At 37.0% G+C, this 14,988-nt stretch carries 17 protein-coding genes; 7 read left to right on the forward strand and 10 right to left on the reverse strand.

Annotated features, from left to right (window positions below):
- Positions 1-3 precede the first annotated feature (3 nt).
- The 3 genes from ACODSI_RS10975 to tpx are packed head-to-tail and all read right to left on the reverse strand — an operon-like array spanning position 4 to position 3,417.
- The gene (locus tag ACODSI_RS10975; protein WP_488916898.1) at positions 4-2,484 is read right to left on the reverse strand and encodes a DNA translocase FtsK; all 2,481 of its coding nucleotides are present in this window, start codon (positions 2,482-2,484) and stop codon (positions 4-6) included.
- Positions 2,485-2,522: 38 nt separating this feature from the next.
- Positions 2,523-2,909, reverse strand: coding sequence for a diacylglycerol kinase family protein (locus tag ACODSI_RS10980; RefSeq protein ID WP_488916899.1), 387 nt, complete (start codon positions 2,907-2,909; stop codon positions 2,523-2,525).
- A 10-nt stretch (positions 2,910-2,919) separates the two neighbouring features.
- Complete coding sequence (tpx, locus tag ACODSI_RS10985; protein WP_488916900.1) at positions 2,920-3,417, reverse strand: thiol peroxidase; 498 nt, start codon at positions 3,415-3,417, stop codon at positions 2,920-2,922.
- A gap of 164 nt (positions 3,418-3,581) precedes the next feature.
- Here tpx and ACODSI_RS10990 point away from each other — a divergent pair, with 164 nt between their 5' ends.
- From ACODSI_RS10990 to arsB, 5 genes are all read left to right on the forward strand, one after another.
- Positions 3,582-3,905 (forward strand): ArsR/SmtB family transcription factor, encoded by a 324-nt coding sequence (locus ACODSI_RS10990; protein ID WP_488916901.1) that lies wholly within the window; start codon positions 3,582-3,584, stop codon positions 3,903-3,905.
- 81 nt (positions 3,906-3,986) lie between these two features.
- The gene (locus ACODSI_RS10995) at positions 3,987-4,460 is read left to right on the forward strand and encodes a DUF6428 family protein (RefSeq protein WP_488916902.1); all 474 of its coding nucleotides are present in this window, start codon (positions 3,987-3,989) and stop codon (positions 4,458-4,460) included.
- Between the two features lie 10 nt (positions 4,461-4,470).
- The gene (locus tag ACODSI_RS11000) at positions 4,471-5,082 is read left to right on the forward strand and encodes a class I SAM-dependent methyltransferase (RefSeq protein ID WP_488916903.1); all 612 of its coding nucleotides are present in this window, start codon (positions 4,471-4,473) and stop codon (positions 5,080-5,082) included.
- Positions 5,083-5,085: 3 nt separating this feature from the next.
- Complete coding sequence (locus tag ACODSI_RS11005) at positions 5,086-5,697, forward strand: arsenate-mycothiol transferase ArsC (RefSeq protein WP_488916904.1); 612 nt, start codon at positions 5,086-5,088, stop codon at positions 5,695-5,697.
- 4 nt (positions 5,698-5,701) lie between these two features.
- Positions 5,702-6,733 carry an ACR3 family arsenite efflux transporter gene (gene arsB, locus ACODSI_RS11010; protein ID WP_488916905.1) on the forward strand — a complete coding sequence of 344 codons (1,032 nt, stop codon included), beginning with the start codon at positions 5,702-5,704 and terminating at the stop codon, positions 6,731-6,733.
- Between the two features lie 45 nt (positions 6,734-6,778).
- Here arsB and ACODSI_RS11015 read toward each other — a convergent pair whose 3' ends face one another.
- The 4 genes from ACODSI_RS11015 to katG all read right to left on the reverse strand — a co-directional run bounded on the left by ACODSI_RS11015 (position 6,779) and on the right by katG (position 10,581).
- Positions 6,779-7,036 carry a DUF6952 family protein gene (locus ACODSI_RS11015; protein WP_488916906.1) on the reverse strand — a complete coding sequence of 86 codons (258 nt, stop codon included), beginning with the start codon at positions 7,034-7,036 and terminating at the stop codon, positions 6,779-6,781.
- Between the two features lie 73 nt (positions 7,037-7,109).
- The gene (locus tag ACODSI_RS11020; protein ID WP_488916907.1) at positions 7,110-7,418 is read right to left on the reverse strand and encodes a thioredoxin family protein; all 309 of its coding nucleotides are present in this window, start codon (positions 7,416-7,418) and stop codon (positions 7,110-7,112) included.
- 108 nt (positions 7,419-7,526) lie between these two features.
- Entirely contained in the window at positions 7,527-8,162 is a 636-nt protein-coding gene (locus ACODSI_RS11025; RefSeq protein WP_488916908.1) for a peroxiredoxin, read from the reverse strand.
- A 232-nt stretch (positions 8,163-8,394) separates the two neighbouring features.
- Entirely contained in the window at positions 8,395-10,581 is a 2,187-nt protein-coding gene (katG, locus tag ACODSI_RS11030) for a catalase/peroxidase HPI (RefSeq protein WP_488916909.1), read from the reverse strand.
- A 228-nt stretch (positions 10,582-10,809) separates the two neighbouring features.
- Between katG and ACODSI_RS11035 the strand changes: the two genes are divergently transcribed.
- Positions 10,810-12,729 (forward strand): amino acid permease, encoded by a 1,920-nt coding sequence (locus ACODSI_RS11035; RefSeq protein WP_488916910.1) that lies wholly within the window; start codon positions 10,810-10,812, stop codon positions 12,727-12,729.
- Positions 12,730-12,793: 64 nt separating this feature from the next.
- Here the strand turns inward: ACODSI_RS11035 and ACODSI_RS11040 are convergent, their stop codons facing one another.
- The 3 genes from ACODSI_RS11040 to ACODSI_RS11050 all read right to left on the reverse strand — a co-directional run bounded on the left by ACODSI_RS11040 (position 12,794) and on the right by ACODSI_RS11050 (position 14,554).
- Entirely contained in the window at positions 12,794-13,468 is a 675-nt protein-coding gene (locus ACODSI_RS11040; RefSeq protein WP_488916911.1) for a hypothetical protein, read from the reverse strand.
- 63 nt (positions 13,469-13,531) lie between these two features.
- Entirely contained in the window at positions 13,532-14,077 is a 546-nt protein-coding gene (locus ACODSI_RS11045; protein ID WP_488916912.1) for a hypothetical protein, read from the reverse strand.
- A gap of 60 nt (positions 14,078-14,137) precedes the next feature.
- Positions 14,138-14,554, reverse strand: a complete 417-nt coding sequence (locus ACODSI_RS11050; protein WP_488916913.1) for a putative quinol monooxygenase — start codon at positions 14,552-14,554, stop codon at positions 14,138-14,140.
- A 225-nt stretch (positions 14,555-14,779) separates the two neighbouring features.
- On the opposite strand from ACODSI_RS11050, the gene ACODSI_RS11055 reads away from it, so the two are divergent.
- Positions 14,780-14,988 (forward strand): hypothetical protein (locus tag ACODSI_RS11055; RefSeq protein ID WP_488916914.1); only part of this gene is annotated, 209 nt, incomplete at its 3' end.

Raw genomic sequence — 14,988 nt, forward strand, 5'->3', positions numbered from 1 at the left:
TTACTAATTGTTTTGTTCATTGTTTAAAAATTGATCGAGAGCCACTAAGTCAGGAATGTTAACACTTCTGGCTTTACTGCCTTCAAACGGACCTACAATTCCGGCAGCTTCCAATTGATCAATCAATCTTCCTGCACGGTTGTACCCCAGTTTTAATTTTCTTTGCAATAATGATGCCGAACCTTGCTGGGCTGTTACAATTATTTCGGCGGCTTCTCTAAACATGCTGTCTCTTTCTGAGATATCAATGTCTAATTTCACGCTACTTTCTTCACCCACATATTCAGGCAGCATGAAGGCAGTAGCATAGGCTTTTTGTGAACCAATATAGTCAACTATTTTTTCTACTTCTGGAGTATCAACAAAGGCACATTGTACGCGTACCAGGTCATTTCCGTTAGAGAATAACAAATCTCCACGACCGATTAATTGATCGGCACCACCCGAATCTAAAATGGTTCTGGAATCGATTTTTGACGTTACTCTAAAGGCAATACGCGCTGGGAAGTTGGCTTTAATCATACCTGTAATCACATTCACAGAAGGTCTTTGAGTAGCAATAATTAAGTGAATTCCGATAGCTCTTGCTAATTGCGCTAAACGAGCAATAGGCGTTTCTACTTCTTTACCAGCGGTCATGATTAAATCGGCAAACTCGTCAACAACCAACACAATATAAGGTAAAAATTGATGGCCGTGTTCCGGATTTAATTTACGTGCTTTGAACTTTTCATTATATTCTTTGATGTTTCGAACCATTGCATCTTTCAATAACGAATAGCGGTTGTCCATTTCGATACACAACGAATTTAACGTATTGATAACCTTGCTGTTGTCGGTAATGATAGCATCTTCAGAATCGGGTAATTTGGCTAAATAATGACGTTCTATTTTATTAAAAAGTGTCAATTCTACTTTCTTCGGGTCGACCAAAACAAACTTCACTTCGGCAGGATGTTTTTTGTACAATAACGAGGTTAACACCGCATTCAAACCTACCGATTTTCCTTGACCAGTAGCACCTGCCATCAACAAGTGCGGCATTTTGGCTAAGTCAAATACAAAAGTTTCGTTGGAAATGGTTTTTCCTAATGCAATAGGCAATTCCATTTCGGCTTCTTGAAATTTAGCAGAAGCAATTACCGTTTTCATCGGTACCATAGTAGGATTCTTGTTGGGAACCTCAATACCAATAGTTCCTTTACCCGGAATAGGAGCAATGATACGAATACCTAATGCAGAAAGCGATAGCGCAATATCGTCTTCCAAACTTTTAATCTTTGAAATTCGGATTCCCGCTTCAGGAACAATTTCATATAAGGTTACGGAAGGTCCAACGGTGGCTTTTATTTGAGCAATGTCAATTTTGTAGTTGCGTAGGGTTTCTACAATATTGTTTTTGTTGTCTTCTAATTCTTGTTGATTGATGGTAATTCCAACGCTGGCATATTCTTTTAATAAATCAATAGTTGGAAATTTGTAGTTGGATAACTCCAAAGTAGGATCAAATAATCCAAAGTCTGCGACTAATTTAGCAGCCAAATTTTCTTCCATTACATCTTCGTCTGGTGCTTTTTCAATCACAAAAGCATCGTCGTTGGTCTTGATGATTTCAGGTTCAGTAACATGTAATTTCGGAGTAGGAGTTGATTCAACCGGTTTAGGTTCGTTTTTTAAAGTCGGTTCCAATTCGATTTGTGAATAACTCGAAATCGTTGGTTTTAGAGCTTCTTTGTTGACTTCAAATTGCGAATTAGGTTTGATGTATGGCTCTTCAATGATTTCGTCTAAGTCATCGTGCGCTTCTTCAACAGCGTATTCTTCTAAGTTGTAAGCGGCCGAATCGACTTCGGGACTTGTTTTCATGGCTGCCATATCGGCATTCATTTCATCGTGTTTCTTTTCAAAGAAGGTTTTGATGGTATCGGGTGATATTTTGATTTTGAATATCAAATAAATGATCACACCAAAAATTAAGATCAGTAGTGTACCAATTTTTCCGATATAATCTTGAAAGAATAAATTCATTTCGTAGCCAATGGTGCCACCTAATTCGGGAATGGAATTGGCAAAAAAGCCAAATAAAATGGAAAGAATGATGATGGCAAATAAATCCCAGAACCACGTATTTTTTAGTTTTTTAAGTGGTAAATCCAAGACCATAAAGGCACCAGTTAAAAAGAATAATTTTACAAAAAGAAACGAAGCGGCACCAAATCCTTTATAGATAAACAAGTCGGCCAAAAAAGCACCCATTTTTCCCAACCAATTGTTAGTCGTTTCATCACGATTTGACAATTCGTTGACAATATTTTGATCTTCTTGACCGTGAATAAAGAAGGAAATAAAAGCGGCCAATAACCCCACAGATAAAAGTACCAAAAGGCAACCAAAAATCACTTTGTATTGCCTTTTCATTTTCCATGGAAGCTTTTCTCCAGGTTCTGATGTTTTTGTATTTTCTTTTTTAACTGTTTTTGCCATTCGAGATTCAATAGATGCTATAAAAATAGAAAATTATATTATAAAAGGGTACTTATGTATGGAATATAAATCATACAGCCTATAGCTATAGCTGTGAATGCGGCAAATAAAACCGCTCCAGCTGCTATGTCTTTGATAAAACCAATTTTTTCATGAAATTCAGGATGAATGAAATCGGCAATTTTTTCGGCAGCTGTGTTCAATCCTTCCACAGCAAGCACTAAACCAATAGCTAGGGTTTGAATCATCCATTCAACATGCGTAATGTGAAAATAGAAACCGGCTATTACCATTAAAACCCCAATTGAAGATTGCACCATAACACTGTGTTCGGTGGTAACCAGTTTGATGGCGCCTTTTATAGCAAACCCAACACTTTTAAGCCTTCCGGTTAAGAAAGTTTTATCTCTTTCAAATTCTCCCATAGGTGTAAAATTAAAGTGCAGCTAAAGCAGCTTCGTAATTTGGTTCGTCTGCAATTTCGGGTACTTGTTCAGCATAAGTAACGGTTCCGTTTTCATCTAAAACAATAACCACTCTTGAACTCAACCCAGCTAAAGGACCATCTACCATTTCTAATCCGTAATTTTTTCCAAAACTCCCGTCTTTAAAATCAGATAAGTTTACTACATTTTCCAATCCTTCGGCACCGCAAAAACGTTTTTGAGCAAAAGGTAAATCTCTAGAAATGCACAATACTTTAGTGTTTTCTAAAGCACTTGCTTTAGCGTTAAAAGTTCTTACCGATGTGGCACAAGTTCCAGTATCAATACTTGGAAAAATATTTAAAACCAATTTACTTCCTTTAAAATCTGCTAAAGAAGCGACTGATAAATCGTTTTTTACTAATTCAAAATTGGGTGCTGAAGTTCCTACTTTTGGTAACTCACCATTGGTATTTATTGGGTTTCCACCTAATGTAATTTTTGCCATTTTTAGTTTTTTTTTGAGGATTCAAAAGTAGTGAAAATAATTAGGAATTTGAAATTAGGAATTAGGAATTTTTGTAGTGAGTAATAAAAGCAATTATTTGTTAAATTAGTTGTTTTCTATTATTGTTTTATCGTAATATTGCAATATTAAAATTTAATTAGCAAATGGGAGCTTCTAAATCAGAATCATTTTCAGTAGAACACAACGAAATGGCGACACTTTTTAAAGCCTTGTCACATCCTGCACGCATAGCTATTGTTGATTATTTGTTGTCGGTAGACAGTTGTATTTGTGGTGATATAGTCAATGAATTGCCTTTGGCTCAACCTACCATTTCACAGCATTTGAAGGAATTAAAAAACGCGAACATTATCAAAGGTTCTATTGAAGGAACCGCCATTTGTTATTGTATTAATCCTGAAACGATTCAGAAAATAGAGCAGCATTTTGGTTCGATTACTTATAAATTAAAGAATAAATGTTGTTGAAAAAGAAGTAAGGTTCTGAGATACTAAGTAGTTTCTCAGAGCCTCAGAACCTAAGTATCTCAGTAACTATAAATAAAAAACATGAAACTATCAGAATTCAAAAACAGTTTAGAGCAAGTAGATGTTTTTACTATTCAATTGCCAAGTGGGACTTCGATTCCAGCGCATTTTCACATTACAGAAATGGGGTTGTTGACCAAAAATTTTATCGATTGTGGCAACGTAATTCGGGAAGAAAAAGTGGTAACTTTTCAAGTGTGGTTTGCCGCAGATGTAGAGCATCGATTGGCGCCAAGTAAGGTGTTTAAAATAATGGAGGCTTCTCAAAAGTTAATTGGAGATCAAGATTTGGAGTTGGAAGTAGAATATCAAATGGAAGCTACCATAGGAAAGTTTGGGTTAGAATTTAACAATGGAGTTTTCAATTTGACCTCCAAAGAAACGACATGTTTAGCACAAGATCATTGTGGAATTCCACCTGAAAAAATGAAAGTTCCAATTGGAGCTTGGAAAGCTAAAACGTCTTGTTGTACATCAGAAAGTAACTGCTGTTAAACAATTGGTTATGAATAAAAAAGAGCATTGGGAAAATGTGTTTTCTACCAAGCAAGAAAACGAAGTCAGTTGGTATCAAAAAGTACCTCAAACCTCTATAGATTTTTTTGTAAAAAACGCTATTCCAAAAGATGCAGCTATTATTGATGTGGGAGGCGGTGATAGCTATTTAATGGATAATTTATTAGAAATGGGGTATTCCAATTTGTATTTGTTGGATATTTCAGAGCATGCTATAAATAGAATTAAAAATAGATTGGGAGCTTCTGAAGACAAAGTTACTTTTGTTGTCTCTGATGTATTGGATTTTAAGCCAGAAATTACTTTTGACGTCTGGCACGATAGAGCAAGTTTTCATTTTTTGACGTCGCCAGACGATATCGCAAAATACAAGTCGATTGTAACGAACTCCATTAATCAAAAGGGATATTTGTTTGTTGGAACTTTTTCAGAAAATGGGCCTTTAAAGTGCAGTGGATTAGAAATCACACACTATTCAGAAGATAAATTTAATGCTGTTTTTGGAAGTGATTTTGAGGCTGTAAGTTGCTTCACTGAAAACCATCAAACACCCTTTAATACGACTCAAAATTTCATATTTTCGACTTTTAAAAAGCAATAATTTATGCCATCACAATTAAATTCCACTATCGAATTAATCGCTAAAACATCCATTTCAGAAGCACGTAAGGAAGTGTTACAATCGTTAGTAGATTTCATTCAAAATAAGGTAAACACTAATCAAGAAGTACGTTTGAATTTTATTTGTACCCACAATTCTCGGAGAAGTCATTTGTCTCAAATATGGGCACAAACGATGGCATTTCATTTCGGAATCAAATCGGTGTTTTGTTATTCAGGTGGAACAGAAGCTACTGCTATGTTTCCAAAAGTTGCCGAAACGTTAATCAATCAAGGGTTTCATATTCAGAAGTTAAGTGAAAGTCAAAATCCAATTTATGCGGTAAAGTTTGATGAAAATCAAGCTGCTGTCATTTGTTTTTCAAAAACCTTTGACGATGCGTTCAATCCCAATTCCCATTTTGCAGCTATCATGACGTGCTCGTCTGCCGATGAAGGCTGTCCGTTTATTGCCGGTGCAGAACAGCGTTTGCCTATTCGATACGACGATCCGAAAGCCTTTGACGGCACTGATTTAATGAATCAAAAATATGCCGAACGCAGCCTTGAAATAGCTTCCGAAATGTATTTTGTATTTTCTCAAATTAAGCAATAGTTATATGAAAAAAAGATTAGGTTTTTTAGATCGATTTTTAACACTTTGGATATTTTTAGCGATGTTAATTGGTGTTGGAATAGGATATTTTATCCCGAATTCGGCGCATTTTATCAATTCATTTTCGTCTGGAACCACCAATATTCCGTTGGCAATTGGCTTAATACTAATGATGTATCCACCGTTAACTAAAGTAGATTTCAGCAAAATTCCGATGATGTTTCAAAAGCCAAAAATACTTGTAGCCTCATTTATTATCACTTGGATTGTCGGTCCGTTTTTGATGTTTTTACTCTCCATTTTGTTCTTGAAAGAATATCCCGAATACATGACCGGTTTAATCATTATTGGATTAGCGCCTTGCATCGCTATGGTAATTGTTTGGAATGAATTGGCAGAAGGAAACCGCGAATTGACCGCTGGATTGGTCGGAATTAATAGTTTGCTTCAAGTGCTGTTTTTCAGTTTGTATGCTTATTTCTATTTAGAAATTATGCTGCCGTTATTCGGAATTAAAGGATTAGCCTTGAATATCACCATTTTTCAAATCGCGACTACGGTTGGAATTTACCTCGGAATTCCGTTTGCTTTAGCCGTAAGCAGTCGCTTTTTAATAAAGAAATTTATGGGTGATAAATGGTTTAACCAAAAGTTTTTACCGTTTGTTTCTCCCATCACATTAATCGCCTTGCTTTTTACTATTGTAGTTATGTTCAGTTTAAAAGGTGAGATGATGGTGCAATTACCCTTGGATGTGCTTCGAATTGCGATTCCGTTGGTTGTTTTCTTCGCCATTATGTTTTTACTCATGTTCTTTGTAGGTAAAAAAGTTGGAGCAGATTATAGAGATAATGCCGCGATTTCGTTTACCGCCTCTGGAAATAATTTTGAATTGGCCATAGCAGTTTCTATTGGTGTGTTCGGAATCAATAGTGGGCAAGCTTTTGCCGGGGTTATTGGTCCGTTAGTAGAGGTTCCAGCACTGATAATTTTAGTTAATGTTGCTTTTTGGTTGCGGAAGAAATATTATAAATAAAAAAAAGCTCTCATTTTTGAGAGCTTTTTTTATTTAAAAGGCCAATTACTTATCAATCGAGCCTAGCACTCGTTTCATAAAGTCGTTCAAAGCCGTTTTCTTGTCTTTACCTTCTTTCACCATTTTATGTACTTCTAAAGCACCATACATGTTAGAAATCAATTCACCAATTACTTCCAATTCTTCATCTTTGAGAGTTGGAATTTCGGTGAGGTTTTCAAGAACTTCAATGGTTTCTATCAGATAATCTTGATCGTTATCGTCAATGAATTGTGTTAGGTGTTTTATTACCGGTAATTTCATTTTTTTTGATTATTGGATTATTAGAGTGTTGGATTTTTAGATTAGTCTATATACCCAAAACCTACTAATTAATTTAAATAACTTCTGCTACCAAATCAGTCAATACTTCTGCTTTGTTGGTTTGTGTTTGATTGACCAAAACACCGTCTTTGAACGTCGCAAAGGTGGGTAAATTGTCTACTTTAGCTAATTTTCTTGATTCTGGAAATTGTTCAGCATCCACAATTACAAAAGGAATAGTTTCGTTTTGAGAAGCCAACAGTTTGAATTTTGGTTTCATAATACGGCAGTTGCCACACCATGAAGCGGAATATTGTACCACCACTACTTTATTAGCAGCTACAATTTCGGATAAATTATCTTGAGTGATTTCTTGAAACATATCTTTAAAATTTCAAATTTCAACTTCAATTTCAACTATGTTACATTTGAAAATTAACCCAAACTTGATTATTGATATTGAAGTTGATTTTTTGTTCTTGTTATTGAATTAGTGAGAAGCTAAATAAGAAGCGGTACTGTTTCTATCAGCATTCATGGCCTCTTTTCCTTCTTCCCAGTTGGCTGGACAAACTTCACCTTTGGTTTGAACGTGTGTATACGCATCTACAAGACGCAAATATTCTTGAACGTTTCTACCTAGAGGCATATCGTTTACACTTTCGTGGAAAATTTTTCCGTCTTCGTCAATTAGATACGTTGCTCTGAATGTTACGTTAGAACCTTCTAGGATTTCGTCGTTTAATTCTTCATCATATACCCATTCGGCATCTAAAATGTCTAAAGCAGCCGATAAATTGCGAGTGGTATCCGCTAAAATAGGGTAGGTTACACCTTCAATGCCACCGTTGTTTTTTGGAGTATTCAACCAAGCAAAGTGTACTTCGTTAGTGTCGCATGAAGCACCAATTACCATGGTATTTCTTTTTTCAAATTCTTGTAATGCCGCTTGAAAAGCATGTAATTCTGTTGGACAAACAAAAGTAAAATCTTTTGGATACCAGAACAATACTACTTTTTTCTTGTTTTTAGTGGCTTCTTCAAGAACGTTGATTCTAAGGTTATCTCCCATAAAAGAGATGGCGTCTACTGTGATGTTTGGGAATTTTTTTCCTACTAATGACATGGTTTTTTATTTATAAATTAATACTAATTTTCTGGTGCAAATCTACAAATTGAATGTGCAAAAAAACATGATATTTATTATATTTTCTGATTAAGTAATAGATAAACACTATTAATGTTTTTTGGTATTAATTTCTGCAAAATTGGACGCATTACAGGCTAAACTTTAGTTAAAAATAAAAAAACCACCTTAAAAGATGGTTTTTATAAAAGTGCAATTGTGATTTATAGTATTATTTTAAATCGAAACGATCTAAATGCATCACTTTGCTCCAAGTTTTGATGAAATCGTGTACAAATTTTTCTTTGTTATCGTCTTGTGCATATACTTCGGCGTAAGCTCGTAGTACCGAATTGGAACCTAATACCAAATCAACTCGTGTAGCCGTCCATTTAGTGGCACCCGATTTTTTGTCTACGATGTTGTATAGGTTATCTCCTGCGGGTTTCCAACTGTAGTTCATATCGGTTAAGTTGACAAAGAAATCATTACTCAACACTCCTTCATTGTTAGTAAACACCCCATGTTTTGTTCCGTTGTAGTTGGTGCCAAGCACACGCATTCCGCCAATAAGTACGGTCATTTCTGCAGCGGTTAAACCCAAAAGTTGTGCTTTATCTAACATTAATTCTTCGGGTTGTACGATATATTTGGCTTTCATAAAGTTTCGGAAAGCATCGTTGGTTGGTTCTAAAACTTCAAAAGATTCGGTATCGGTCATTTCTTGTGAAGCATCGCCTCTTCCGGCATGGAAAGGAACTTTTACCTCAAATCCACCTTCTTGTGCCGCTTTTTCAATAGCAGCCGTTCCACCAAGCACAATTAAATCGGCTAGGCTTACTTTTTTACTCAAACCGGCTTGAATTTCGGTTAGTTTTGCCAAAACTTTGTGTAATCTTTCAGGCTCATTGGCTACCCAATTTCGTTGTGGTTCTAATCGGATTCTAGCGCCATTTGCACCACCTCTAAAATCGGAACCTCTAAACGTACGCGCACTATCCCAAGCGGTGTTGATCAATTCGGCTCTAGTTAATCCGCTGTTGCGTAATTTGTTTTTCAATTCTTCAATTTCGGCTTCCGACAAGGTGTAGTTAACTTTCGGAATAGGATCTTGCCAAATCAAATCTTCTGCAGGAACATCAGCGCCTAAATAGCGGTCTTTTGGCCCTAAATCGCGGTGGGTTAGTTTGAACCAAGCTCTAGCAAAAACTTCAGAGAAATAGGCAGGATCTTTATGAAAGCGTTCTGAAATTGCGCGATAAGTAGGATCCATTTTCATTGCCATATCGGCATCAGTCATGATCGGATTTCTTCTTACAGACGGATTGTGGGCATCGACAGGTTTGTCTTCTTCTTTGATGTTGGTGGGTTCCCATTGCCAAGCTCCAGCCGGACTTTTGGTTAATTCCCAATCGTGGTTCAATAACAAATCGAAATATTCGTTATCCCAACGTGTTGGATGCGTTGTCCAAGAACCTTCTAAACCACTGGTTACGGTATCTGGTCCATTTCCATTGCCTTTTGGATTCAACCAACCCAAACCTTGATTTTCAATGGTAGCACCTTCTGGCTCTGGTCCTAAAGCAGCAGCATCTCCGTTTCCGTGTGCTTTTCCAACGGTATGTCCACCGGCAGTAAGCGCCACCGTTTCTTCATCATTCATGGCCATTCTTTGGAACGTGATGCGCACGTCATGAGCGGTTTTTAAAGGGTCGGGTTTTCCGTCTACACCTTCGGGATTTACGTATATTAATCCCATCATAACTGCTGCTAATGGATTTTCTAAATCTCTTTCTCCAGAGTATCGTGTTCCTTCGCTTCCTGATTTGGCCAGCCATTCTTTTTCGGCTCCCCAGTATACATCTTTCTCAGGATGCCAGATGTTTTCACGACCACCAGCAAATCCATATACTTTTAATCCCATGGATTCATACGCCATGGTGCCCGCTAAAATTATTAAATCGGCCCAAGAGATTTTGTTTCCGTATTTTCTTTTTAAAGGCCATAAAAGTCTGCGAGCTTTATCTAAGTTTCCATTGTCGGGCCAACTGTTTAGTGGCGCAAAACGAAGGTTTCCTGTGCCTGCACCACCACGTCCATCGGCTATTCTGTAGGTTCCTGCCGAATGCCACGCCATACGAATCATCAAACCGCCATAATGCCCCCAATCGGCAGGCCACCACTCTTGACTGTCGGTCATGAATGCTTTTAGATCGTTTTTTAACGCTTGTAAATCCAGTTTTTTAAATTCTTCTGCATAATTGAAATCTTCGCCAAGCGGATTGGTTTTGGAATCGTGTTGGTGTAAAATATCTAGGTTTAGTGCTTTTGGCCACCAATCTTGATTTTTAACACCGTCGTTTAGACTTTTTTGATTTTGATGAAATGGGCATTTGCTGATGTCGTTTGAAGGTTCCATAAGTTTAGTTTTTTTTTAAAATTAATACTTCTATTGATTTGTTTGCATTTCTGAGTATCACAGGTACACAAATTTACAGATTTTAGGATTATAATAATAGATTAAAAATATTTAAACTTTATTTTTTTATAGATTATAACTATAATTGTAAATGGTCAATTTTTTAAATCTTAGTGAAATTATGCTATATTTGTTTGTTATAATACACCCATCAACTTTTAATAGCATATGAATTTTTCCAATTTATTCAGAAAAAAAACGGTTCAAGATATTCTCAATCAAGTCGCTAAAAATGAAGCTGACGGACATCATTCTTTAGGGAAGCATTTAAAAGCTAGAGATTTAACTGCTTTTGGAATTGCAGCAATTATTGGAGCAGGAATATTCAGTACCATTGGTAAAGCCAGTTTTGATGGCGGTCCGGCGGTGATATTTTTGTTTTTATTTACAGCTGTAGCTTGTAGTTTTGCCGCCTTTGCTTACGCCGAATTTGCTTCTATGGTCCCTGTTTCGGGAAGTGCTTATACGTATTCGTATGTGGCTTTTGGAGAAATTATCGCCTGGATTATTGGTTGGGCGTTGATTATGGAATATGCTATTGGCAACATTACGGTTGCGATATCGTGGAGTGATTATTTTACCGGATTGCTCGATAGTATTGGGGTTCATTTACCGCAATACATTCAGATGGATTATTTAACGGCCTCTAATGGCTTTAAAGATGCTACCGCTTTGATGAGTGGTGGTAAGTTGTTTGAAAATTTGCCTGCTGGTTTGCAAGCGGCACATACGGCATGGACTACGGCACCAACTATTGGGTCGTTTCACTTGGTTGCTGATTTGCCTGCCTTATTGATTATTGTAATTATTACGGCTTTGGTGTATAGAGGCATGAAAGAATCTCGTAATGCTAGTAATTTGATGGTGGTGGTAAAACTGTGTATCATTTTATTGGTTATTGCTGTGGGAATTTTTCATATTGATACTGCGCATTGGCATCCGTTTGCTCCGAATGGAGTAGGTGGTATTTTGAAAGGTGTTTCGGCGGTATTCTTTGCCTATATTGGTTTTGATGCTATATCTACAACGGCAGAAGAATGTAAAGATCCGCAGCGTGATTTGCCTAGAGGAATGATGTGGGCCATTATTATTTGCACCATTTTATACATTATTATTGCTTTGGTTTTAACCGGAATGGTGAGTTATGCTTCCTTGAATGTAGGTGATCCTTTGGCGTTTGTATTTGATAAATTGAATTTGAAATGGATGTCGGGCATTATTGGTGTGAGTGCAGTTATTGCCATGGCGTCGGTGTTGTTGGTTTTTCAAATGGGACAACCTCGTATCTGGATGAGTATGAGTCGTGATGGGTTGTTGCCTAAACGTTTTTCTAAAGTGCATCCTAAGTTTAAAACCCCATCGTATGCGACTATAGTAACCGGATTTGTGGTGGCTGTGCCTGCTTTATTCTTGAACCTGACGATGGTTACCGATTTGTGTAGTATTGGGACGTTGTTTGCCTTTGTACTGGTTTGTGCCGGTGTGTTGGTATTGCAAAACAAGCCTAACATTCCGAGAGGGAAATTTAAAACACCTTATGTGAATTCTAAGTTGGTGTTTCCTGTATTGATTGCTGTGGGATTGGTGTTGTCTTTTACTAAATTTAAGCAAGAGTCTTTGGCCTTTATTACCAATGAAAAACAAATTAAGAAGCCTACTGATTTTATCACTTCGATAGGAGAGGACGGAACTAAAAAAGTGTATAGTTTTTTAATTGAGCGCAATTATAGTGAAGTAAAGCCTACCGATTTGGAGCAAATGATGAGTAAATATTATGAAAATGAGCAGCAATATAAAAATGTGGTTGATTCGTTGCCTGTTGCTGAATCGATGAAGTATGATAGTGGTTTTGATTTGTTCAAACACAAAATTCCGATGTGGATTTTCTTCTTTTCTTTGATTGCATTGGCGGTTTGGTCGTGGAGACAAAACTTGTCGTTAATTCCTTTGTTGGGATTAACGTGTTGTTTGTATATGATGGCGCAATTGAGTATTTGGAATTGGATTTACTTTACGTGTTGGTTGCTTATAGGCTTATTGATTTATTTTAGCTTTAGCCATAAGAATAGTAAATTGAATGGGGTTTAGTTTTGAGAGAATAGATGATAGATGATAGAGAATAGATGATAGATAATAGATAATAGACTAGGGTTTAGTTTTTGTTGTGGTAGAAGGCGTTTCTTTTTCGTTTTCTATTTTGGATGATTAGGTATACTAGGCCTGCTACAAAAGCGCCATAGACTAGAAAAGCGCCGATGAGTTTGCCTAACATATAGGCGAAAGTGCTTTCGTCATACTTATTGAACTGGTTGTGGATGGTTAGTCCGGGTTTGAATTTTAGAGAGGCTAGTATTTTGGCTTTTTGGCTTTCTAGATTGGTATCGTTTGGAAGTAGGCTTGCAAACATTAGGGTATAGGTATAGTTGTTTAGAATGAACATATAGTTTTCGAAATATTGTGTTTTTCCATTGATTACTTTTTCGCAGTTGAGTTTTAATACTATTTTTTTATCTATTTCTAGAAATTCTCTTTTCATAAATTTTCCTTTTAATCCCGTTAAAAATCCTTTTTGTGCTTCTTTGTAATAGGTTAGTAAATCTTCTTTACTTTCTATAGTTGTAGTGGTGTCTTTTTGAATTGACTTCATCACAATTACAACGGCATTGTCGATGGTTCCTTTGGTTATTTTTTGTGTTAGGGTGTCTGTTACTTTATAGTTGTCGGGTATACTGATGGAAACATCCTCACTAACTTTGTATGGGACTAGGTTTTGTGAGAATGTGTTACAAACTATAAAAAGGAAGGCTATTTGAAATAGTTTTTTCATTGTGGGTTGGTTGTGTTTTTGTGGAGTTGTATTGGTATTAAAACGTTTTATGGTGTTATTGTTTTATTTCCATTTCCAGTTGAAGGCTTCGATGTAGTTGACGTTTTGTTGTTTTGCTAGGTCTTTTAGGTAGGCTATTAGGTCGCTGAGGTTGGGGATTTCTGATTTTTTGATGATGAGATTGCCGCTTGAGTTTAGTTTGACGAAGATGTAGTTGTCGATTTCATGGATTTCTTCGATGAGGTTGACGTTGAATTTACTCTCGCTGTTGTTGGAGGTGCAACTTAGTTGGTGGTCTTCGAATAGGACTTCGGAGGTTTGGCCGAAACGGTTTTTGTAGGTTTCAATGATGTATTTGGTATAGTGCTTTTTGTAGTGGTTTCTGAGGTATATGGGATAGAGGAATAGGCTTATTAACGCCATGGCTATGAATAGGTAGCTTTGTAGTTGGTTGCCTTTATCGTAGGTTATGCCTGCAATGAGCAAAAAGAGTAGCACGACAAAAACAACGCTTTTTCTTCGGGTATTGCTAACGGATTTATTGATGGAGGCTTGGTATAGTTGGTTGGTTAGGTAGTCGTTTTGGTCTAAACTGTAGGTGATCTTCATTTTTGTGGTTTTGGTATTGGCTGTTTGATGTTGTCTTTGGAATGTTGGTGTTTACTAGACTTATTGATTGGGTTGTTTGGCGGCACAGATTAGGTTTACGTCTTGGAGTTCTAGGGACGTTACCATGTTTTTTACGGTTTCTTTGTATTTTTTGAAATGTGCCGTTTCTATGTGTGCTTTGTAGGCGTCTGTATTGGCGTAGCATTCGAGGATGGTGATTTCTGAGGGCTCTTTTTTATTGGCGACTGCTTGATAGGATAGTACTCCGGGTTCTTGGGCAATGGCTGTGGTCATTTGTTCTTTTAGTGCGGCGTTGTATTGGTCTACTTGTGCAGGATCGACTTTGATTTTGGCTATTCGGTACATTGGCTCTTTATCTTGGTTGTGTTTGATGCTGAATGCTAGTGTTGCGCATGTTAGTATGGCTAGAAGGCCTATTTGTAATGGTTTGTTATTGTTAAAACTTGGAATTTTCATTGCTTTAGATGTTACTATGGTTGTTTTTTTTGGTGTTGGTATTATAGTATGCCGTATTGGTTTAAACAAATATAGTAATTAGATTGATTTAACCGCAAGGTTCGCAAGGGTTGGTTGTTTGTTGGATTTTTAGGTTGATTTAACCGCAAAGTGCGCAAGGTTTGGCGCAAGGCACGCAAAGGTTGTGGGTTGGCAGGAGGTTATTTGCATTCTGCATAAGTTCATTTGCATTTGGCAGGAGGTTATTTGCATTCGGCAGGTGTTCATTTGCATCCGGCAGGTGTTCATTTGCATCCGGCAGGAGTCTATTTGCATCTGGCAGGAGGTTATTTGCATTCGGCAGGCGTCTATTTGCATTCGGCAGGTGTTCATTTGCATTCGGCAGGAGTCTATTTGCATCTGGCAGGAGGTTATTTGCATTCGGCAGGCGTCTA

This window comes from Flavobacterium sp. FG139, from assembly GCF_057809695.1.